26 protein-coding genes and 1 rRNA gene are annotated in these 22,377 nt (G+C 36.9%); 1 reads left to right on the top strand and 26 read right to left on the bottom strand.

The window, feature by feature from the left end; all coding sequences use genetic code 11:
• Window positions 1-109: 109 nt before the first annotated feature.
• The 14 genes from ACOZBY_RS21225 to metG all read right to left on the bottom strand — a co-directional run bounded on the left by ACOZBY_RS21225 (window position 110) and on the right by metG (window position 13,179).
• Window positions 110-706: a 50S ribosomal protein L25/general stress protein Ctc gene (locus ACOZBY_RS21225; protein WP_012291883.1), complete on the bottom strand. Its 597-nt coding sequence runs from the start codon at window positions 704-706 to the stop codon at window positions 110-112.
• A gap of 263 nt (window positions 707-969) precedes the next feature.
• Window positions 970-1,929, bottom strand: a complete 960-nt coding sequence (locus tag ACOZBY_RS21220; RefSeq protein ID WP_012291882.1) for a ribose-phosphate diphosphokinase — start codon at window positions 1,927-1,929, stop codon at window positions 970-972.
• Window positions 1,930-1,953: 24 nt separating this feature from the next.
• Window positions 1,954-3,324, bottom strand: a complete 1,371-nt coding sequence (gene glmU, locus ACOZBY_RS21215; protein ID WP_422762657.1) for a bifunctional UDP-N-acetylglucosamine diphosphorylase/glucosamine-1-phosphate N-acetyltransferase GlmU — start codon at window positions 3,322-3,324, stop codon at window positions 1,954-1,956.
• Window positions 3,325-3,595: 271 nt separating this feature from the next.
• Complete coding sequence (gene spoVG / locus ACOZBY_RS21210) at window positions 3,596-3,898, bottom strand: septation regulator SpoVG (RefSeq protein ID WP_031416105.1); 303 nt, start codon at window positions 3,896-3,898, stop codon at window positions 3,596-3,598.
• Between the two features lie 224 nt (window positions 3,899-4,122).
• Window positions 4,123-4,497 (bottom strand): RidA family protein, encoded by a 375-nt coding sequence (locus ACOZBY_RS21205; protein WP_012291878.1) that lies wholly within the window; start codon window positions 4,495-4,497, stop codon window positions 4,123-4,125.
• A complete protein-coding gene (gene purR / locus ACOZBY_RS21200) occupies window positions 4,494-5,327 on the bottom strand; it encodes a pur operon repressor (RefSeq protein ID WP_012291877.1) in 834 nt (277 codons plus the stop codon). The genes ACOZBY_RS21205 and purR overlap by 4 nt, the downstream gene beginning before the upstream one ends.
• Before the next feature lie 56 nt (window positions 5,328-5,383).
• A complete protein-coding gene (gene ispE, locus ACOZBY_RS21195) occupies window positions 5,384-6,250 on the bottom strand; it encodes a 4-(cytidine 5'-diphospho)-2-C-methyl-D-erythritol kinase (RefSeq protein ID WP_031416102.1) in 867 nt (288 codons plus the stop codon).
• A 219-nt stretch (window positions 6,251-6,469) separates the two neighbouring features.
• Window positions 6,470-6,649, bottom strand: a complete 180-nt coding sequence (locus ACOZBY_RS21190) for a small, acid-soluble spore protein, alpha/beta type (protein WP_025116349.1) — start codon at window positions 6,647-6,649, stop codon at window positions 6,470-6,472.
• A gap of 115 nt (window positions 6,650-6,764) precedes the next feature.
• The gene (gene veg, locus ACOZBY_RS21185; protein WP_004229199.1) at window positions 6,765-7,025 is read right to left on the bottom strand and encodes a biofilm formation stimulator Veg; all 261 of its coding nucleotides are present in this window, start codon (window positions 7,023-7,025) and stop codon (window positions 6,765-6,767) included.
• A gap of 156 nt (window positions 7,026-7,181) precedes the next feature.
• Entirely contained in the window at window positions 7,182-8,063 is an 882-nt protein-coding gene (gene rsmA, locus ACOZBY_RS21180; protein ID WP_031416101.1) for a 16S rRNA (adenine(1518)-N(6)/adenine(1519)-N(6))-dimethyltransferase RsmA, read from the bottom strand.
• The gene (gene rnmV / locus ACOZBY_RS21175) at window positions 8,056-8,622 is read right to left on the bottom strand and encodes a ribonuclease M5 (RefSeq protein WP_012291873.1); all 567 of its coding nucleotides are present in this window, start codon (window positions 8,620-8,622) and stop codon (window positions 8,056-8,058) included. The genes rsmA and rnmV overlap by 8 nt, the downstream gene beginning before the upstream one ends.
• A gap of 194 nt (window positions 8,623-8,816) precedes the next feature.
• Window positions 8,817-10,028: a G5 and 3D domain-containing protein gene (locus ACOZBY_RS21170; RefSeq protein ID WP_031416099.1), complete on the bottom strand. Its 1,212-nt coding sequence runs from the start codon at window positions 10,026-10,028 to the stop codon at window positions 8,817-8,819.
• A gap of 135 nt (window positions 10,029-10,163) precedes the next feature.
• A complete protein-coding gene (locus ACOZBY_RS21165; protein ID WP_099806386.1) occupies window positions 10,164-10,934 on the bottom strand; it encodes a TatD family hydrolase in 771 nt (256 codons plus the stop codon).
• Window positions 10,935-11,187: 253 nt separating this feature from the next.
• Window positions 11,188-13,179: a methionine--tRNA ligase gene (gene metG, locus ACOZBY_RS21160; protein WP_012291870.1), complete on the bottom strand. Its 1,992-nt coding sequence runs from the start codon at window positions 13,177-13,179 to the stop codon at window positions 11,188-11,190.
• Between the two features lie 334 nt (window positions 13,180-13,513).
• Between metG and ACOZBY_RS21155 the strand changes: the two genes are divergently transcribed.
• Window positions 13,514-13,792, top strand: coding sequence for an AbrB/MazE/SpoVT family DNA-binding domain-containing protein (locus ACOZBY_RS21155; protein ID WP_004229214.1), 279 nt, complete (start codon window positions 13,514-13,516; stop codon window positions 13,790-13,792).
• 186 nt (window positions 13,793-13,978) lie between these two features.
• On the opposite strand, the gene rsmI is transcribed toward ACOZBY_RS21155, so the two are convergent.
• From rsmI to rrf, 12 genes are all read right to left on the bottom strand, one after another.
• On the bottom strand, window positions 13,979-14,854 hold the full coding sequence (gene rsmI, locus ACOZBY_RS21150; RefSeq protein ID WP_198695909.1) for a 16S rRNA (cytidine(1402)-2'-O)-methyltransferase: 876 nt from the start codon (window positions 14,852-14,854) through the stop codon (window positions 13,979-13,981).
• Window positions 14,851-15,114, bottom strand: a complete 264-nt coding sequence (locus ACOZBY_RS21145; RefSeq protein ID WP_099806388.1) for a GIY-YIG nuclease family protein — start codon at window positions 15,112-15,114, stop codon at window positions 14,851-14,853. Before ACOZBY_RS21145 ends, rsmI begins: the two co-directional genes overlap by 4 nt.
• A complete protein-coding gene (locus ACOZBY_RS21140) occupies window positions 15,098-15,847 on the bottom strand; it encodes a tRNA1(Val) (adenine(37)-N6)-methyltransferase (protein ID WP_012291866.1) in 750 nt (249 codons plus the stop codon). The genes ACOZBY_RS21145 and ACOZBY_RS21140 overlap by 17 nt, the downstream gene beginning before the upstream one ends.
• Before the next feature lie 63 nt (window positions 15,848-15,910).
• A complete protein-coding gene (gene yabA / locus ACOZBY_RS21135) occupies window positions 15,911-16,267 on the bottom strand; it encodes a DNA replication initiation control protein YabA (protein WP_099806389.1) in 357 nt (118 codons plus the stop codon).
• 27 nt (window positions 16,268-16,294) lie between these two features.
• Window positions 16,295-17,110 carry a PSP1 domain-containing protein gene (locus ACOZBY_RS21130; RefSeq protein WP_012291864.1) on the bottom strand — a complete coding sequence of 272 codons (816 nt, stop codon included), beginning with the start codon at window positions 17,108-17,110 and terminating at the stop codon, window positions 16,295-16,297.
• Entirely contained in the window at window positions 17,103-18,107 is a 1,005-nt protein-coding gene (gene holB, locus ACOZBY_RS21125; protein WP_200990789.1) for a DNA polymerase III subunit delta', read from the bottom strand. The genes ACOZBY_RS21130 and holB overlap by 8 nt, the downstream gene beginning before the upstream one ends.
• 296 nt (window positions 18,108-18,403) lie before the next feature.
• Window positions 18,404-18,844 carry a YaaR family protein gene (locus ACOZBY_RS21120; RefSeq protein ID WP_025116337.1) on the bottom strand — a complete coding sequence of 147 codons (441 nt, stop codon included), beginning with the start codon at window positions 18,842-18,844 and terminating at the stop codon, window positions 18,404-18,406.
• 131 nt (window positions 18,845-18,975) lie between these two features.
• Window positions 18,976-19,305, bottom strand: a complete 330-nt coding sequence (locus ACOZBY_RS21115) for a cyclic-di-AMP receptor (protein ID WP_004229230.1) — start codon at window positions 19,303-19,305, stop codon at window positions 18,976-18,978.
• A 162-nt stretch (window positions 19,306-19,467) separates the two neighbouring features.
• Window positions 19,468-20,097 carry a dTMP kinase gene (tmk, locus tag ACOZBY_RS21110; protein WP_031416090.1) on the bottom strand — a complete coding sequence of 210 codons (630 nt, stop codon included), beginning with the start codon at window positions 20,095-20,097 and terminating at the stop codon, window positions 19,468-19,470.
• A gap of 18 nt (window positions 20,098-20,115) precedes the next feature.
• Window positions 20,116-21,549 (bottom strand): aminotransferase class I/II-fold pyridoxal phosphate-dependent enzyme, encoded by a 1,434-nt coding sequence (locus tag ACOZBY_RS21105; protein WP_036168042.1) that lies wholly within the window; start codon window positions 21,547-21,549, stop codon window positions 20,116-20,118.
• A gap of 185 nt (window positions 21,550-21,734) precedes the next feature.
• Window positions 21,735-22,175 (bottom strand): SRPBCC family protein, encoded by a 441-nt coding sequence (locus ACOZBY_RS21100; protein WP_012291858.1) that lies wholly within the window; start codon window positions 22,173-22,175, stop codon window positions 21,735-21,737.
• Between the two features lie 109 nt (window positions 22,176-22,284).
• Window positions 22,285-22,377: ribosomal RNA gene (rrf, locus tag ACOZBY_RS21095) — 5S ribosomal RNA — on the bottom strand; the annotation flags it as partial.

Below are 22,377 nucleotides of genomic sequence, written 5' to 3'. Positions count from 1 at the left end.
ACCACATGCCTAGAAAGCATTTTGAACAATTACTAAATCCCATTAAACTTACAAAAAAAGCTAGCAAGAAAGTTTTTAGCTTTCTTACTAGCCTGAAAAATAATTTATTTTACACTTGCTCTTCTTCTACACTCGCTGAAACTTCTTCTTGCTCTGCCGAAACAGGAGCTACAATCGTTACTAATAGATAATCATCTTCACTAATAATTTCTACAGGCGTTTGATGTCGAATCTCTGCCACTGTCAGAGATTCCCCTACTTTTAATGATGAGATATCAACTTCAATGGAATCAGGTAATTCAGCTGGTTTTACCTTCACTTTTAATTCTAAGTTAGGCTGCATTAAAATACCGCCTTCACTCACTCCAACTGACTGACCAATTAATTTAATTGGCACATCTACCTCTAATTCCTCCGCCATATTAATTGCTAAAAAGTCTACATGATTAACTTCATCTTTTAATGAACATTGCTGTACTTCTGATACAACCACATTCACTTTTTTCCCCTCTAAATCTAGTGAAAACACACTGTTTTGCCCATTTTTTTGAATGGATTTCTTAAATTCTTTTGCAGAAATAGAAATTGGGGTTGAATCTAGCTTATAGCCGTAAATAACTGCAGGAATGGCTCCCCCTTTTCTAAGTTGGGTTAATGTCGAACGATGCCCAGTTTCGCGCTTTGTAACACTTAATACTGTACTCATACCTCTTTATTCCCCTTCCAAGAAAATTATTTACGCCTTATCAACAATTAGCCACTCCTCATTTTGTGACTGTTTTGTTAAAGGCTATAATAATATTTACCTCTATTAGTTAAAGTAGTGTAAATATTATGAAGACACATTTACTATTATACCCCTTTATTAGGAGATTCACACATAATAAACCCTTTCCTTTGCTTAAATAAAGAAAAAAGGACAAATCCATCTAAAAAGATAGGTTTGCCCTTTATATAATATCTTGATGATTAATCGAATAGAGTACTTACAGATTTGTTTTCGTAAACGCGAGAAATTGCATCAGCCATTAATTTAGCTACAGAAAGCTCTGTAATTTTTGGAGATTTTTTATCTTCCGCAAGCTGAATTGTATTTGTCACGACTAATTCTTTAATAGAAGAGTTTTCGATACGTTCGATAGCTGGGCCAGATAGTACAGGGTGAGAACAGCAAGCATACACTTCTTTTGCACCCGCAGCACGTAATGCATCAGCACCGATCGTAATTGTACCTGCAGTGTCAATAATATCATCAATCAAGATTGCCACTTTACCATCAACATTACCCACAATGTTCATAACTTCTGCAACATTTGGTTTTGGACGTCGCTTGTCAATAATTGCAATTGGTGCTTTTAATCGTTCAGCCATTTTACGAGCACGTGTTACCCCACCATGGTCTGGTGAAACAATAACGATTTCATCTTCTGGAATACCTTTAGATTTGAAGTAATCAGATAATAATGGTACTGCCATTAAGTGGTCAATTAAGATATCGAAGAAACCTTGAATTTGAGGTGCATGTAAATCTAATACAATCACTCGTGTTGCACCAGCTGTCTCGAGTAGGTTTGCCACTAATTTAGCTGTAATTGGTTCACGCGCTTTTGCTTTACGATCTTGGCGTGCATAACCATAATAAGGCATTACGACGTTTACTGTACGAGCAGATGCACGTTTAACTGCATCTACCATAATTAAAAGCTCCATTAAATGTTCGTTTACTGGTGCAGAAGTTGACTGCACGATAAACACATCACAACCACGAATACTTTCTTCAATGCTAATTTGAACTTCTCCATCGCTGAAGTGCTTAACAGAAGATTTCCCTAATTCTACACCCATTTCTTGCGCAATTTCTTGAGCTAGTGGGTTATTTGAATTTAGAGAAAATATTTTTAATTGTGAGTTTGCATAATGATACGGCATGATGGCCTCCTGTTTAGTTGATAATTATTTTGAATTTAATTTGCTTACATAATTAGGTTTGTTTTCTTGTCTTGCACGAGCAATTGCAAGTGCATCTTCAGGTACTTCTTTTGTAATTGTAGAACCTGCTGCAATAAATGAACCTTTTCCAACTTTCACTGGCGCTACTAAGTTAGTATTACATCCTACAAATACATCATCTTCAATAATTGTTTTGAACTTATTTTTCCCATCATAGTTAACTGTAATGGAACCGCAGCCAACATTGACGTTACTGCCAATTTCAGCATCACCAATATAGCTTAAATGCGATACTTTTGTGTCATTACCTAGCTTGCTTTTCTTCACTTCTACAAAGTTACCAATTTTCACATGGCTACCGATGTCTGATAGTGGTCGAATATGAGCAAATGGTCCAATGGCTGTATCTTCCGCAATAGCGCTTTCACGTACAACAGAAGAATGCACCGTCGTACGATCTCCAATACGGCTATCTGCAATTTGACTATTTGGGCCAATGTTGCAATCTTCTCCGATTACAGTGGCTCCTTCTATCATACAACCTGGTTGAATGACAGTATCACTTCCAATAACAGCTTCCGCGCTAATATATGTCGTTTCAGGGTGGATAATTGTCACACCATTACGCATATGCTTTTCATTAATTCTAGCTCGCATTAATGTCTCGGCCTGTGATAAGGCAACACGGTCATTGACACCAAGTGTTTCTTCAAAATCATCTGTCACGTATGCTTCTACAATATCACCTTGCTTTTGTAGAATTTCAATAACATCTGGTAAATAGTATTCACCCTGAGCGTTGTCATTCTTCACTAATTTCAAAGTTTCAAATAGCAACTTGTTATCAAAGCAGTAGGTGCCCGTGTTTATTTCTTTTACTAATTGCTGTGCTGCTGAAGCATCCTTTTGTTCAACAATTTGCTCTACTTGCCCGTTCTCGCTACGTAAAATACGTCCATAGCCAGTTGGATTTTCCGCAATTGCAGTTAAAATTGTTGCTTTAGCCTTCTTTGCCTGATGATGCTCAAATAGAGCCTGCATAGTTTCGGGGCGAATTAGCGGTGTATCACCACACACAACTAAAGTTGTTCCTTCTTCATTCCCCAGTATTCCCTCAGCTTGTTGAACAGCGTGTGCTGTCCCTAACTGTTCGGCTTGAAGAACATACTCACTTTTATCTCCAAGCTGTTGTTGCACTTTTTCTGCACCATGTCCAACAACCGTTACAATGCGATTGACATCTAACGTTTGAATATGATCCACCACATGTTGTACCATCGGTTTCCCACAAACTGGATGGAGCACTTTATATAATTTGGACTTCATACGTGTACCTTGACCTGCAGCCAAAATGACAGCAAAAATATTGCTCATCTGTAAGTCCTCCAATACGCTCATTTTCTCTTATGACTATATAGCATAATTCATCTATTTTCAAGGCATGTAGAGTTGACAAAAAGATGAATTCCAAAATCCACTGCACCTTCTGCTCGAATGTCATGAAGTATATCGTAAAACTGCTGGTTTTCTCTTTTTATCAAAATAAAAAGAACTCTTCAAATTTGAAGAGTTCTTAAAATTCTTACCCATAAAACCAACTTTAGATTGTAATAACTTCTTAAGATAGTAAGTTATTACCTTTTAACTATACACCCATACTCTCTAATTCTTCTTCTTTATCCGTTTCTTCTAATTCACTAGAGTTATGATAGGCGTTTAAAATAATCTCCTGAATTTTATTACGAGTGTCAGAATTAATTGGATGAGCGATATCCCTAAATTCACCATCTGGCGTTCGTTTACTTGGCATGGCTACAAACAACCCAGTATTTCCATCAATTACACGAATATCGTGAACAACAAACTCATTGTCAAGTGTAATGGAAGCAATCGCACGCATGCGACCATCCGTCTGCACCCGACGTAATCTCACATCAGTAACTTCCATTTTCTCACCACCTCTCTCTTGGATGCCTAAATAAAATTACCATATTCTTAATTACCGAATATTTTCCTTTTTATAGTCTATCAAATTTTCTAAAAAATTTGAATACTTATGAGAATAATATTTTTTCTTATTTACGGAATTTTTGACAATTGTTTGTCACCAATAAAAAAAAGCCCTCTAAACAGAACGAATGCTCTTAATAGTGGGCTTCATGAATTTATTCTTTATTTAACAATAGCAATAACTTCGATTTCTACTTTTACATCCTTTGGAAGTCGAGCTACTTCTACAGCCGAACGAGCAGGCTTATGCTCACCAAAGTGACTTGCATATACTTCATTCATTGCGACAAAGTCGTTCATATCCTTCATAAACACTGTAGTCTTTACAACATTTTCTAAAGATGTTCCCGCTGCCTCTAATACTGCTTTTACATTAGCGAATACCTGATTTGTTTGTACAGTAATATCCCCTTCGACTAATTCACCTGTAGCTGTTAATGGAATTTGTCCAGAACTATAAAATATACCGTTCACACTAATACCTTGTGAATATGGCCCAATTGCTGCTGGTGCATTTGATGTTGCTACTACTTTCATTTGTCATGTCCCCTTTTAGAAAAATAGTTACCTTCACTTAATGCAATTGTTCGATCTTTTTCGTTCACTTCATGAAGCTTTACAAGTGAATAGTAATCGTCTACTAACGTTTCGTCCGCATGCTCCGCCTCAACCAGCACTGCAATGCCAGCTAATTGACAATCAAACTCTTCTAATAAATTTTTCATGCCATTCATAGTACCGCCGACTTTCATAAAATCATCGGTAATCAAGACACGTTGCCCACTCTTCATGCTTCTTTTTGATAATACCATTGTCTGAATTCTTCTGGAAGAACCAGACACATAATTAATACTTACTGTAGAACCTTCTGTTACTTTACTATCTCTTCGCACAACAACTACTGGCACATTTAAATGTCTTGCAATGGCATGTGCTATAGATATTCCCTTAGTTGCTACCGTCATTATGACGTCAATCTGTTGATCTGCAAAAGCAGAGGCAAAAACCTTCCCTACTCGGTTAATTAAATCTGGGTTCCCTAATAAGTCTGTCATAAACAAGTAACCACCAGGCAATAAGCGATCTGAATGCTCAAGCTCTGCCTTTAAATCCTGAATAACTGAACGTACCTCTGCCTCGGACATTTTAGGAATATATTTCACTCCTCCTGCAGCGCCCGGCACTGTCATCAATAACCCGATTCCTTTTTCTTCGAAAGTTTCTTTTACAATCGTTAAATCCTCACTAATGGATGACTTCGCAGATTGATATAGTTCTGAAAAATAAGTTAGCGGGATCAGCTGATGTGGATGTTCTAGTAAATAGTACGTCATATCAACTAGTCGTTCACTACGTTTCCATTTCATGCGACCCTCTCCTAAACACGAATATTTATAGGTAAAATTAACACAAATTTGCGTTTCTAGGCAAGCGTATTTCGCTCTCCCAATATTCTTACTGCATAAACTTCTTCACAAAAACCACGTAAACCATTATAAATACGACTGACACGAGCCTCACTATCCACTAGCCCAAATACAGTAGGACCGCTTCCGCTCATTAATGTAGCATCTGCTCCAAAGCGTTTCATTTGTTCCTTTAACATGATGACTTCTGGATGTAGCTTAAATGTTACAGTTTCCAAAACATTCCCTAATGATGAACATAACAGCTCATAATCCTTCGTTTCAATAGCCTGTATCATTTGCTTCGTATTAGGATGTTCCAGTCCTTCAACCTTAAGACCTCCATATACTTCAGCAGTGGATACACCGATTTTAGGTTTTGCTAATACTACCCAGCAGTTAGGAGGCGCAGGAATTTCCTTTATTTTTTCTCCACGTCCTGTGGCAAGTGCCGTGCCACCATAGACACAAAATGATACATCTGAACCGATTTTAGCACCTAGTTCAGCCAATTCATCTATCGATAACCCTAAATTCCAAAGTTCATTAAGACCCTTTAGTGTAGCAGCTGCATCACTACTACCACCGGCAAGCCCAGCAGCGATTGGGATTTCTTTTTCAATAGTAATGGATACACCTTGTTTAATGCCATATGTATCTTTAATGAGACGCGCTGCCTGGTAAGCAAAATTACGATGATCATTCGGTACAAAATTATCCGTTGAAATTATTTGGATTACACCATCTTCTCGAGATTCAAGACTGATACGATCAGCTAAATCGACAGTTGTCATAACCATCTCAACTTCGTGAAAATTATCTGGTCTTTTATAAAGTACATCTAATGTTAAATTAATTTTTGCAGGCGCCTTTACATAAAGCATCTTTCTTCCTCCCTTATAGCTACACATATAAACAATTCCTTTTCGCACAAGTTTATTCATTTTATTTTACCATACTGAGATTACGAAAATGGAAAAAAAGAACCGTTTACCCTGTTCAGAGTAACGGTTCTCTCTCGTCAGCTGTATTTGTTGTGTCAGTAAGGATTTTCATCCTTGCTGAATGAAACTTAATAAGTCGTCTATTTTATTAGAAATAGTCTACTTACGCTCTTGCTCATTACTTGCTCGCTCAGCCATTTCAATGGCACGCTTGACCATATTACCAGCATCTCGAGCTTTTATGCCGCCCCAGCCTTCCTTTTGCACAACATCATAAAATCCAAGTTCTTTTGCGATCTCTTCTTTTAATCGAGGTGACATGATACCCTTTCTAGGCATATAAACTCCTCCTTTAACAACTGACCACATTAGTATGCCCCATGAAAACGCAAAACACTCATGTAGTTTTTAACATACATGAGTGTTTCAAAAATATAGAAATAAGTACTAGAAACTATTTTGCGACAGCAGCCTTTGCTTCGTCTAAAAATGTAATCTCTACTGCTTCAGTTAAAATATCTGTGTAACTATACGATACGCGCTTGCACGTATTGTCTTCTTGATCGAGTTCAACTACAAAGATGGCGCGATATGTCTCACGTAATATCCCTGCACACTCAACCGTTTTCTTGCGACCACCGTTTGCTTTTAATTGCAAACGTTTACCCAAATGACAATCCAACGACTTTTTAATGTCCGCTAAAGTTTTTGGCATTTTCGCTTACACCTCACTAATAACTAGTATAAGCGAATCGCCCAAAAATGTCAACAAAATATAATATTTTATCAGCACCTAATAAATCTTGTCAACTTATTTTTTATAAAAAATATATATTTTTTTACATCTTAGAAAAAATGTTAACAAAATTTTTCACTTTGCAAATACGGGATAAAGCGCATCTGCTAATTTTCCAAACTCTTGAATTGTTAAAGTTTCACCACGACGTGTTGGTTCTATATTAGCAGCAGCTAAGGCTTCTAGAATGAAGTCCTTTTGGGTTTTACCATTCGGTAAACCAGCTTGTAGGTTATTATAAATCGTTTTTCTACGCTGTACGAAAGAGGCACGCGTCACGACAAATAGAAAATCCTCATTAATTACCTTTACTGGCGGTTCATCGTGTTTGATAAGGCGGATTACAGCAGAGTCGACGTTAGGCTGTGGCATGAAAACCGTTTTAGGGACTGTCATAGCAATGTCTGCCTTCACGTAATATTGAATCGCAATTGATAATGATCCATATTCCTTCGTTCCTGGTTTAGCCGTTATACGATCTGCCACTTCTTTTTGCATCATGACAACGAAACCACGGATTGGTAATCGATCATTCAATAATTTCATTAGGATTGGTGTAGTTACGTAATACGGTAAATTGGCCACAACCATAATATCTTCAATTCCTGGCATTTCCTCTGCAATCACTTTAGCAACATCAGCCTTTAATATGTCAGAGTGGACAATAGACACATTATTGTATGGACTTAGTGTATCCTCTAATACTGGTAATAGTCGTTGATCAATTTCAAAGGAAACGACCTTTTTAGCACTTCTCGCTAAATGCTCAGTTAATGCCCCAATACCTGGACCAACTTCAATTGCCCCACTATTCTCTGTTAGATTGGCATGACTAACTATATTTCTTAATATGTTTGGATCAATTAAAAAGTTCTGTCCTAAGCTTTTTTTAAACGAGAATCCGTATTTTTTTAAAATTTCCTGCGTTCGAATTGGTGTTGCAATATCCTTATGCATCATTTTCCTCCTGATCTAGCTGTGCGACTGCGGCACCAAATTGCTTTTCTGTAATTTGAAACATTTTTAATCTTTTATGGAGCTGCTTACCATTTGTAGCACCTATATTCAATAATTCACCGAGACGATCACGCCTATGCTTTGACTGGGGATGTCCAATTAAACGGGCTGTCATTAAATCCTCTAGTGTTATATCATCTTCGTTTGGTTCCTCAAGATGAGGGGTATAGACAAGACGTAGCGCTTCACGAATATCGTCATCTGCAGCGTGCTCAATTCCTAATCCTTTGCCATTCTTAGCAATCGTTTTTGCTTTCGGTAAAAATGCGTGCTTGACCCCTTTAACACGCTCCTCAATAATGGCACGTATTCGACGTCCTGGATAATCAGGATCAGTAAATACAATAACTCCACGCTTTTCCTGCGCATGCTGGATCCGTTTCAGCGTCTCTTCAGATATAGCAGAACCGTTTGTTTCGATAGTATCTGCTTGTACAGCTCGCTTAATAGCTGTCGTATCATCTTTTCCTTCAACCACAATAATTTCTTTTATTTGCAAAAAGGCTCCTCTTTTCTACCTTATCTTCTGACCATTTTACAACTGCATGATACAGTTTGTACAGGAATACAAGACTTACACGTACCTATACTTATACCACTGCTTGGGCACTAAAAATAAAAAAAGAAGCTTCCCCGCCAGTCAAAACAGGAAAGCCCTTAGTGAAAAACATTTTGATTTATTTTACAATTTTTTTAATTTAATACTTTAATACGCACTTTTTTACGTCCCCAGTTACGTGCTTGGGCATCTGTTTGTACAAGTATATCGATCTTATTACCCTTAATTGCACCACCAGTATCTCCAGCAATAGCTGTCCCATACCCTTCAACCCAAACTTTTGAGCCTAGCTTAATAACAGAAGGGTCAACTGCTACCACCTTCAAGTTAGAATTTGAACGTAAGTTTATACCAGTTGCTGATGTACCAGAGCAACCGTTGCAATATGGTGTATAGGCTGTTGCGGTTACATAGAACTCCTTACCGCTTGCAGGCTCTGCAGAACCACGTGATACAGTTGCCGCGCTTGCAACTACAGTTTTAGTTCCAACTGCAACTACTTGTTTTTTTGGCTCTTTTAAAACTGCCTCAGATTGTAGATTTTTCGCTACAACCTTCCCATTTTCTTTGACAACCTCATACGTACGAGAAACCGAACCTTTCTCGCCTGTTGCCACTACCTTTTCTTTCCCCTTTTGCAATGAAGCATCTCGCTTCTTTTCAACTGCGAAATCTAAAGAGTCTTCCACTACATCGATAACCTTTTCTACGCGAACTACTGTGATTTTACTCGCCGGAGTAATAACGTCCTCCAGGTTATTTTCGACACGATCGAATTCATTTAACTGAATTCCTTGTTGTTTTAAAAAGTTAGCGACCGTAGTCGAAGTGGACCATACTTGTCTTTTGTTTACGCCATCGACAAGCGTTAATTGAAACGCTCTTTGAATATCGATTTTGTTTTCTGCGCCTAGTTCAGTATCTAGACCTTGTGCTAAAGTGTCATGTTTAGATACTTCAATATTCGCTTCCTTCAAAATGTCTTTCACTAGTGTTTCAGTTGTCCATACTTTTGACTGATTTCCATCAACTGAAATTGTTACTTCTTTTGCCTGTTCCCATTGAATTGCTAAGCCATTAACAATTTTGGTGTTCAGAGAGGGTGATATTTTGTCATGCTCTGCTACATCTATATTTTGATCTTGTAATAATTGTTCTACAGTTTTGGCATGTGTGGATACTTCGATTGTTTCTCCATTTGCTTCAAGCTTTACGGCTTTTTTCGTACCTTGATAAAGCACGAAAGAGATTACAGATACAAACAGGACAAGTGAAATAATTCTTATCACTGTTTGCTTACTCCTCAATGATCCTAAGAACAAGTTTTTCATGGAATTATTTGACATGAAAAAACGCCTCCTTAATACAAGGTTGGATTATACGGACTAGTTTTGGCACTGTCAACCCGAAAGTATTTCTCTGAAAATTGACTTTTTCGTCTTTGCCAACCAGAAACCCTGTATTGGAGGCATCTTAGCTAGTTAACTGTCAATCCCAAAAAAATTTTTCGCATTGTCGGTAGTTGCTTGTGCAATTTCCTCGATAGTCAACCCTTTCAAACGTGCAATTTCTTCTGCCACTAAAGGCACAAAAGCGGGTTCATTGCGCTTTCCACGATAAGGATGTGGCGCTAAATAAGGGGCATCTGTTTCAATCATCAAGTGCTCAAGAGGAATCTCCGTAGCCACTTCTTTTGGCAATCGTGCATTTTTGAATGTCACGGGACCCCCAAGACTAATCATAAAATTCATAGCAATACATTCCCGTGCTGTTTCTACACTCCCACTAAAGCAGTGCATCACACCTCCTACAGATGCTGCATTTTCTTCACGTAAAATTTTTACAACATCCCCTGTTGCATCCCTATTATGAATAATAATTGGTAAATTTATCTTTTGCGCTAACTGTATTTGTTTGCGGAAAATTACCTGTTGAACATCCTTTGGTGATTTATCCCAATAGTAGTCCAAACCAGTTTCACCAATACCGACTATTTTTGGATGTGCTGCTAATTCCTCAATCCACTCTAAATCTTCCTGAGTGCAATCAATGGCGTCTACTGGATGCCAACCAATAACACCGTAAATAAAATCATATTGCTCTATCAGCTCCATAGTTCTTTCAATGGTTTTACGATCAAAACCTATAACCACCATTTTTTCTACTTTAGCTTCTAGGGCTCTATTGATTACCTCTTGAAGGTCTTCCTCGTATTGATCTGCGTTTAAATGTACATGTGTATCAATAAACATCTTCATTCTCCTAACAATGATTTTATTAAAATTTATTATTTCATATTTTTCGTAAGCATTACAAATTTGTTACAAACCATTCGGGATTGTGACATTCCACTTAATCGACAAAGCTCGCATTGGTTCTATATGCCTAAAAAACCATTATTTTTACAGCTAATAAATTATTTTGAAATAACAATAAGGCGAATTCAACTGACCGATTTGAAAAGCCTGCTGAATAATATCTATTCAGCAGGCCATTCTTCGTTTGTTACTTTACTTTTGCACCATTTTCAAGTTTTGAATCTACAGATGCTAATTTCAAAATCCCATCTTTTTCACCAGCTAGGATCATACCTTGTGATAATTCACCACGTAATTTAACTGGCTTTAAATTTGCTACCACAATCACTTTTTGACCAATTAATTCATCTGGGGAATAAAATTTCGCAATGCCTGAAACTACTTGACGTTGCTCATATCCTAGATCCACCTGAAGCTTTAATAATTTATCAGCTTTTGGGACCGTTTCACATGCAGTTACAGTCGCAACACGCAAATCAATTTTCATGAAATCGTCAATAGTAATTTCAGGAATTTCTGGATTCTCATCACTCTTTGTCCCACTATTAACTTCTTCTTCTTGTGAGGTTTTTACTGAACCACGCATTTCTTCACGAATATAAGCAATTTCAACTTCGCTTTCCAAGCGAGGGAAAATAGGTATCCCTTTTTCTACCACTTTAATGTTTGCTGGAATAGTATTGCCGAATGTTTCAATTGTATCCCATGCTAAGAATTTGTCATCTAAACCAAGCTGTTCCATCATACGTTTAGGCGTTGTTGTCATAAATGGTTGTAACATGACAGCAATTTGGTGTAAACTCTCTGCCAAATTTCGCATTACTGTACCTAATTTTGGTTTATCCGCCTCTTCTTTTGCTAATACCCATGGTTGTGTTTCATCTATATATTTATTCGTACGTGATACTAATGTCCATAGGTCTGCTAATACCACACTAAATTGCATTTTTTCCATACTTTCTTCATATTTAATACGTACTGACTCAGCCTGCTCTTTTAATGCAGCATCAAATTCTGTCGATTGAAGATTCTCTGAAGGAATAATCCCATCAAAATATTTGTTAATCATTGAAATAGTACGGTTTAATAAATTTCCTAAATCATTTGCAAGATCAAAATTTGTTCGTTCAATAAATGATTCTGGTGAGAATACACCATCAGAACCGAAAGGTAATTCACGTAAAAGGAAATATCGTGTCGCATCAAGACCATAACGCTCAATTAACATTTCTGGATAAATGACATTACCTTTAGATTTAGACATTTTCCCGTCTTTCATCATAATAAAACCATGTGCAAAAACCTTTTTCGGTAATGGTAAATCTAAAGCCATTAAGAAAATTGGCCAATAAATCGTATGGAAGCGAACGATATCTTTTCCTACTACATGCACATCTGCTGGCCAATATTTATTGAACAATGTTTCATCATCTGAAAGATACCCTAGAGATGTAATATAATTCGTTAATGCGTCTACCCATACATAGATAACATGTTTAGCATCCCCAGGTACTTTGATGCCCCAGTCAAAGGATGTTCTCGATACTGATAAATCTTCTAATCCTGGTTTAATAAAGTTATTGATCATTTCATTTTTTCGAGACTCTGGTTCAATAAATTCAAGGTTTTCTTCATAATAAGCTAATAAACGATCAGCGTATTTCTTCATATTAAAGAAGTACGATTCCTCTTTTACTTTGTGAACAGGTCGACCACAGTCTGGACAATTCCCATCTACTAATTGAGTCTCTGTAAAGAATGACTCACATGGTGTACAATACCAGCCTTCATATTCACCTTTATAAATATCACCATTATCTAAAAACTTTTGGAATATCTTTTCGACAGCTTTTGTATGTCGTTCTTGCGTTGTTTGTATAAAATCATCGTAAGTAATATCCATTAACGCCCAAAGCTTTTTCGCAGACTCTGCAATTTCATTGACATAATCTTGAGGATGCTTGCCAGCTTCTGCTGCCTTTTCTTGAATTTTTTGTCCATGCTCGTCCATCCCTGTCAAAAAACGAACATCATAGCCACGTAAACGTTTATAGCGTGCTATCGCATCTGATGCAACCGTTGTATATGCCGTACCAATATGAAACTTCCCACTTGGATAGTAAATGGGTGTTGTTATATAGAATGTTTTCTTTTGTTCACTCACAAGAACTGCCTCCATTGTTTTACAATATACTTTCTATTCTAACGAAGTACGAAATTCGTTTCAATGAAAGTTTATCATTCGCGAAAATTGTCGAATAATATATTTAATCCATTTACTGACTTAAATAAGAACCTTTTTTACTATAATCAAAAATATTTATTAAAAACCTTTTAAAAAAACAGAAATAACAGCATTCTTCTCAAAAAATTTTTTTTAAAACCATAATATTAGTGCATTAATTAATTGACGTTTATGGCATTACTTGGTATGATAACTATCAGACAAAGAAATAATGTCGAAATTTGACGAAATGCCAATATAACTTATATAAATTAGGAGGAAAACTATTATGAAATCAACAGGAATTGTACGTAAAGTCGATGAGTTAGGACGTGTAGTTATACCTATCGAATTACGTCGTACACTAGGTATTGCTGAAAAGGATGCTTTAGAAATCTATGTGGATGATGATAAAATCATCTTAAAAAAATATATGCCTAATATGACATGTGCTGTTACTGGTGAAGTTTCTGATGATAACTTCCGTCTAGTTGGAGGCAAATTAATTTTAAGTCCAGAAGGCGCAGAAATGTTAGTAAAAGAAATTCAATCAAACTTAAAAAAATAATGTTTACACACCTAAATCAATACAGTGATTTAGGTGTTTTTAATGTAAACGTATATATTATTTACTATACCCAAATTCTGACCCCCTTATAATGTCCAGATCTGACCTTTATCTTTAAGATTACTATTATTTACATTTGTTATCAAATTAAAAAATCAAGAGCTACCCAAAGGTAACTCTTGATCGTCATTGTTTATGATATTCGTTATAGACATCTCGCTTCGCAAGTTGCCGTTGTTTGGCTACTTCTTTAATGGCTTCTTTAGAACTTACATCCGTTTGTTCAATGATATAATCCACGTGTTCGATAATAGACAGTGTATGCCAATAAGCCTCTTCAGAATCTTCCTCTTCTACTTGCTGATTCCCCTCAATGACAATACAAAATTCCCCACGTATTTCTTCTGTTTGCGACCATTCTACAGCTTCTGCTAGAGTACCACGCAAAAATTCCTCGAATTTCTTAGTCAGCTCTCGCGCTAAAACAATACGACGATTTCCGAGAATAGCTTCCATATCTTTTAATGTTTCCTTTATTCGATGAGGTGCTTCATATAACAAAATCGTTTCTTGTCGTTTTTTTAACAGTTCTAATTGCTGGCGACGTTCTTTTTTTCCACGATTCAAAAATCCATAAAAGAAAAATGGCTGTGGCGTTAATCCAGAAGCAATTAATGCTGTTATTGCTGCATTTGGACCTGGTATAGGCACAACCGGAAAGTTTTGAGCAATTGCTTTTTCAACTATATCTGCACCAGGATCAGAAATACAAGGCAAACCTGCATCACTCACTAATGCAATGGTCTTCCCTTCCTGTAGGAAAGTTAATAATTTTTCCCCACCTACTGCTAGATTATGTTCATGATAGCTCATTAAAGGTGTTTCGATTTCAAAGTAGTTGCATAATTTTCTGGTATTTCTAGTATCTTCGGCTGCAATAATATCCACTTCTTTTAGAATACGGAGCGCTCGCACACTAATATCCTCTAAATTTCCAATAGGTGTCCCTACAAGATATAAACATCCTGTCTGATCGTGTATTGTACTTTTTTGTGATTTCACGATTCACCCCTCCTTATATACATTATTTTTTGTGTTCTTGTAAGTTGCTTAAAAGCATATTCGGCGCGCATTGCCTCTTCTTTCGTTTCATACTCTTCCTTATAAATACACTTTACTGGCCCTCTAGCTCTTGTATATTTTGCCCCTTTACCAGCATTATGTACAGCTACACGCTTTTCTAAATTATTTGTATAGCCTGCGTACAACGATTGATCCGCACATTCTAGCACATAAAAATAGTGATTATTGCTCTTTTCCATAAAGAATCTCTCTCACTTCTGCTGTGTATTCATTATTGTTTTTATAGACATACAATGGTGGTAATATTTTCAAATCAGGCTTTCCATCCTTTATTCCTTCTATTAATAATGTATTCGCCTCTTTTCCTTCTTTCGGATAAATAAGCTGCATTCTTTTTGGCTCTAAACGATTTGCACGCATGGCAGTGACTATATCTAATAATCGACCTGGTCGATGCACAAATGCTGCCTTACCACCTTGCTTTAATAATTTACTTGCTGATTGAATCGCCTCTTCTAATGTTAAATAGAGTTCATGTCGCGCAATGGCATGATGTTCACTAAGATTTTTATCACTTGCTTCATGTGCTAAAAAATAAGGGGGATTGCACGTAACGACATCGTATTTTTCAATGCCCAGTTGTTTCGGAATTTCTTTCACATCTCCAAGAATCATTTGAATTTGATTCTCTAATTGATTATAGCGAATACTTCTCTCTGCCATATCCAACAGACGTGGCTGAAGCTCAACTCCTGTTATTTGACCTTTCGTTCGTACACTTAAAAAGAGAGGGATTACGCCATTTCCCGAACATAAATCCACAATATTTCCTTTATGATAAGGAATATTGACAAACTTTGAAAGTAATACTGCATCCAATGAGAATGAAAAGACAGATGGACTTTGAATAATACGTAAATTCTCAGCCAACAAATAGTCTAGACGTTCATCATCTTTTAGCCATTTTTCCATGCTAATTCCTCCTATGCTACAAAAGAAAAGACTGATACCACCTCGGTGGGAATCAGCCTTCTATTATACATGTTGTTTATTTAAAAATGATAGACAAAACAGACAATCTTCACCTTTACGGGAGCTTCCAAAATGAACATGACAAACATGGAAACCTTCCTGGTATAGACGAGCTAGGTTATCATAACCTTCACCTATATCTAGCGGACTCTCTTTCTTTACTTCAGCAGCTTGTACGGAGTGTGTATTAGAAAGTAGTTCTTCTAGACGTGTGCGAAGATGATGATTTTCTGTTTCAAGTGCCTTATGCTCTTCCATCATTAACGCTACAAATTGTTTCAATGCACCAAATTGCTCCTGCATTGCTTCGAGCTGTTGTTCGAACTCCATAACGGTATCTAAGAAATTACGGTCCTTCACCCAAGCCACCTCGTTAAATTCTCTATCTTATATAAGATTTTTTTCGCATGCTAGCAGTTCTTCTAGTGTATACTCAACTGTGCGCTCCTGCTCTTGTAAATATACTTGAACAAGTCTTTCCAGCACATTTAAACCTACAACTTTACCGCGGCCATCTGGTGTCATAGCTACTTCACCTAAATCTGGCATACCCTCTTTTGCCTCTTCATACTCATCATTCTCATACTTTAAACAACACATTAAACGTCCGCAAAGTCCTGATATTTTTGAAGGATTTAAAGATAAGTTTTGATCTTTAGCCATTTTTATAGAAACTGGCTCAAAATCTCCTAAAAATGTGGAGCAACATAGCATACGACCACAAGGCCCAATGCCCCCTAATAACTTTGCTTCATCACGAACACCGATCTGGCGAAGTTCTATACGTGTTCTAAATACCGAAGCTAAATCTTTTACAAGATCCCTGAAGTCAACTCGTCCTTCAGCTGTAAAATAAAAAATGATTTTATTACGATCAAATGTATACTCAACATCTACAAGCTTCATTTCTAGATTATGTTCTATAATTTTAGTACTTGCAAGTTCAAATGCTCGTTTTGACTCAGCCGCATTTTCTTCTACTTGGATACGATCACGATCATCAGCTGGTCGAAGTACTTGTTTAAGTGGTAATACAACATCATTATCACCTACTACTTTTTGAGGGACAACCACTTTACCATATTCAACGCCTCGTGCTGTCTCAACAATAACATATTGACTATCTTCTAATAGAAATGATGCTGGATCAAAATAATATATTTTACCCGCTTTTTTAAAGCGGACTCCTACTACATTATACAAATGTATATCCCTCCTGCAGATTTAGCATTAACTGCTCCATCAATAACGTCCTATTCATGTTACGCTGTAAAGAGGCACGCGCCTGTAAAATAGATTCCATTTGCTTAGACAATTGCTCATAAGTGGAATATAACGCGATTTCTTTGAATAGTGGTAACATGTCTGGATAAGTACAAGCTGCCTCGGGATTAGCTTTTATTGACACTATATCACGGTAAGCAAATAGTAGTAAATCCAATGCTTGCTCCATTTCGCTTTTTTCTTTAAAGTGTGGTAACCACTCCTCGTGTACAATAAGCATAGCCTCATGTACATTTTGCCGAATAGCTTCTACTAATTTTAACACTGTTTTTCGAGCGAGTGCAAACTGCTCATCACTTGCTAAAGAGATTGCCATTTCGAGCTCGTTCGTCATCATACTTACAGTTGAAGCCATTGAGTGCGAAATATTATTTCCCTGTAAATGCTGTAATAAAGCATGACGGGGCATTTTTTGGAATTTTATGTGTTGGCAACGAGAGCGAATTGTTGGTAGTATGGATTGCATTTGCTCTGTAATTAAAATAGCAGTAACCTCTCCATCCGGCTCCTCTAAAAATTTAAGTATCATATTGGCAGAGGCAGTATTGAGACGATCTGCATGATGAAGAACGTAAATTTTGCGCCCCTCTTCTACACCCATCATTTTCATTTCACCAATTAATTCTCGCATCTGGTCAATCTTAATAAATTGACCCTCTGGATAAATTTGATGAATATTAGGATGATTTCCCGAATCAACACGTCTGCAATTTCGACATGTTTCACATGGAACATTTTCATTTGGGTGCTCACACAGCATTAGTTTGACAAAAAAGTGCATAATATCTGCTTTGCCTGTCCCTTTTTCTCCATCGAAAATGTACGCATGTGCTAATCTATTTTTGTCAAAAATCGTTTGAAGTTGCTTCATTACGACTGGTTGTAGCACGAATAGCTCTTCAACATTCTTGGCCATATATTTAAAATTCCTTCCTGTTTCTATTATAAGGGTGGGACTGTTCCCACTTCTAACTTTCTATAGAAACATTGCAGTAGTTCATTATTGGCGATTGCTTTTTGCGTAAAATTGCCAAAGTCTCCTCATATTTGGGCAGATAAACACCGCATTCTTAATTAGCAGATATTCTTGACTCAAAAATGAATGATTGGTATTTAAACTCCTGTTTGGTATTTAATTGATCATGGGTTTACTACTCAATGAAGGTAAAATTCGAAAAAAGCCCGCGCCTATAGGAGAATGAGACACGGGTTTTACATATATAAGTTAATTAGTAAGCCTTTAATCTCACCGATTTTATCAAGGAGGTCAATCGCTTCTTTTTCTTCGTCTAAAATATCCTGTGCAAGTTCGACAAGACGCGTATCAATAGTATCAATGATTTTTAAACGTCTTCCTTCACCGAAACGATTCCAAGTATGCGATTGCTTTAACTCCATACCATGTTCTACTGTCTCTTGTAGAAATCGTTTTACTAGCATTTTAAACCTAGCTAGTTCTCGTAAATTACGGGATCTCGCAACTCGGTCACCTGCAGTAGATATATCTCCTAACAATCTTGTTAATTGTTCAGTTTGCAGCTTAGTACCTTGCTTGACGACCATATCTCCAAATCGGTTATTTTGATTATTATTTTGTAGTGGCTCTTTGCGATTTGTATTTAACCCGACGCGTATATCTTGATTAATTTTCAAACTTGTTTCGCCCCCACGATCTTTATCTATTCTCCTCTGCATGATTGTCTTAGGATAACAATTGGTTAAATCCTAATCATGATTCTGTCTTTTAAACAGTGAACCCTAATATTTATAAGGAGGCCCTTTTTTTAAAAATGATGGAATTGCTCGATTGGTAAAACAAAGACAGTGGCTCCTCCTACCTCAACCTCCACAGGGTAAGGAATATAGGAATCAGCATTTCCTCCTAATGGAGAAACTGGCGCAACCATCTGCTCCCGAGCACGACAATTATCCCGAATAATATCTAAAAGTTTGGGTATGAGAGAGTCTTCAGTTCCTATAAGAAACGTCGTATTTCCTGAACGTAAAAATCCTCCTGTGCTCGCTAATTTAGTTGCGCGAAACTGATTTTTCGTTAAAGCATTCGATAAGCGGCTGCTATCCTGATCTTGCACTACAGCTACGACTAACTTCATTCGCACTCACCCCTTTTATAAAATTAACCTAAATAGGTTTCAATATTATTCCTAAACTTTAGCATGTATAAACTTTTAATACTTCCACTATTAATAATCCAACTGAAAATAAAATAATGGATAGTATCATTATATCACATTGTTATAGACAACTTCATGCATTTACTGTATTGCTTTCAATAATAATGACCATACTTCTTCCACAACACTATCAATATCTTGGTCAGCATTCACCATACGTATACGTTCTGGGTAACGCTCAACGAGTAGTAAATATCCTTCATGCACCTTTTGATGAAATGGTAAACTTTCAACATCTAAACGATTTACTTCGCGATTACCCGTTGCATAAATACGAGCTAAACCTACTTCTGGTGCAATATCGAATAATATCGTCATATCAGGTAATTTCTTACCGATAGCAAATTCATTAATAGAAAGCACCTCATCAATACCTATCCCTCTTGCATAACCTTGATAAGCTAAAGAGGAATCGATAAAACGATCACATATCACCAATTTCCCAGCATCTAAAGCAGGTCGAACCTTTTCAAAATAATGCTGGCTTCTTGCTGCAGCATATAACAACGCTTCTGTTCTTTCATCCATTGCTGTATGCGCAGGATTTAAAATAATGGTTCTTATTTTTTCTGCAATTTCAATTCCACCAGGCTCTCTTGTAGCTAGAACATCAATATTTTTTTCGGCTAACCGCTCTGCTATCTTTTGAATGACTGTTGTTTTCCCTGCTCCCTCTGGACCTTCAAATGTTATAAATAAATTGCTATTCATGCTGTTAATTGCCTCCAACTATTTAATGACCTGAATCATTTTTTCTGTTAAACGGTGATTACCTTGAAATGTTGCACCTGCTGCTAGCAGTTCTTCTAATTGACTTAATTTTGCTACTGTTATTCTTTCACCTGGTACTAGCAATGGAATGCCAGGTGGATAAGGAATAATCATACTTGCTGATATTCGTCCTATAGTTCGCATATATGGTAACCATTCTTTATTTAAAGATGCCATCTCATCGAAAGTATAAACAGGCTCTGTCAGTTGTACAAACTTATAAGCTGTTTGAGAAGCCTTGATGTTATCTGTCTTTGCTGCTTCTAATAGCAATGTTACGGCTTCCTTTATTCGCACTCTTATTTCAGCAAATGGATAGGTATGTCCTTGCTTGAGTAATGGTAATATGAATAAAACTTGATTCCTATCAGCAAGCTCCCCATAGACTTGCTTTGCCTCTAGTGCCTCTTGTAATTGAAAGCCACTATAACCTTTGACACGTAAAAGTAATTTGAGAGGATCATCTACCTCAATTACATCCAAAGAGCCTATCGATCGTAGAGCTTCAATCCATTGATTCCTTTTTTCTATTATATATGCACCATCACTCTCCATATATGTCTGTACATAATAGCGAGCATCATCTAGAGACGCTAATAGCACATAAGATGGGCTACTAGATTGTAGCATACGTAAATAGTGATGGATTTTGTCAGCGCCTATTAACTCCGACCTCACGTGCATAAAGGAAGCCATCGTCATTGCAGGTAGTGTTTTGTGCGCTGATTGTACGACAACATCAGCCCCAAGGGACAAAGCAGACGGTTGAAATAAGGAACATGCCTGAAAGTGAGCGCCGTGTGCTTCATCCACCAATACAGGGATCCCCTTTTCATGGCAATAAGTAATTTGTTGCTGTATCTCATTAGAGGTTACCCCATAATAAGTAGGATATGTTAATACAACTGCTTTCGCCTCTGAATAATTTTCTACAGCTTCCTTTAAATCTAGAAAAGTAACATGTGTTGCCGTTAATGTTCGTTCATCCCATATTGGTGACACGAAAATAGGCTTGGCTCCAACAAGTTCGATGGCATGAAAAATAGATTTATGTGCATTCCTTTGAACAATAATAGTATCACCTTTTTGACAAGTAGCATAAATCATTGCTAAATTTCCAACAGTAGAACCACCAACCAAAAAGAAACTTTTCATCGCTCCGTATGTATCAGCTAATAAATGTTCTGCTTCTAAGATCATTTCCTCAGGATAATGCAAATCATCCAGCCCCGATAATTCTGTTACATCATAACGCATAACATCCTTAAATGCTTGTGGAAGGTGAGACAGTTCGCCATGCTTATGGCCTGGGACATGAAAAGAAATATTTTGTTGTTGTCGAAAACGTTCTAATCCCTCTATAATCGGCTTTTTCTTTTGCAAAACAAACACCCATTTTCGTTATATTCTCACCTAATTATACGAGATTATAACGCGATAAAAAAGTCATCTCTCAGCAAGATGCTCTATATTTACAGGTAAAATTATAATTTTTCAATATAATGCCTTACTATTAAAAAAACCGACCATCGCCCCTTCTGCAATAATCGGCTCTCCACCCTTTATAAATGAAACTTTTATTCTTTTGCTACCGTCACTGCCATTTGTCGAACGAGTTGCTCCACCAATTGTGGAACAAATTTTTCTAATACCGGATTCATCATTCCCGATAAAAAACCACTGGCCTTCATTGTTAAGCTACCTGTAAGTTGGAGTGATTCATCTTGATGCTGTTTAATTTCAAATAAGCCATCACCATTTATCGGATCTGATAAGCCAACTAAATCAAATAAGACTTGATGCGGCTCTAAAGATTTCATTTGAAGTTCCACTTTCACAGCTTTTTGAATGATGCCGAAGTCACCTTGAAAGACCCAAATCATATTATTTTCATTTAGCAATTCATGATGCAAATAACCTGGTATTAAAACAGCCCACTTTTCTCTATTTTGAATAAAGCTCTCTAACTTTTCCCTCTGTATATTAATTGCTTCACTAGTATATAGTCCTGTTGCCACTTTATTTCATCCCCCTTGTCCAATCTTTCCATTTAATCTTACCATTTTCTATGCTTACAAAGACAGACAAAAATAAAAACCGCCGAGATATATCTCAGCGGTTACAATTGCCTAGCGACGTCCTACTCTCACAGGGGGAAGCCCCCAACTACCATCGGCGCTAAAGAGCTTAACTTCCGTGTTCGGTATGGGAACGGGTGTG

The sequence above is a fragment of the Lysinibacillus sp. NPDC056220 genome, from assembly GCF_049315265.1.
Lineage (GTDB): Bacteria > Bacillota > Bacilli > Bacillales_A > Planococcaceae > Lysinibacillus > Lysinibacillus pinottii.
The sequence above is the reverse complement of the archived record's forward strand: the minus strand, read 5'-3'. Positions and strand labels throughout refer to the sequence as shown.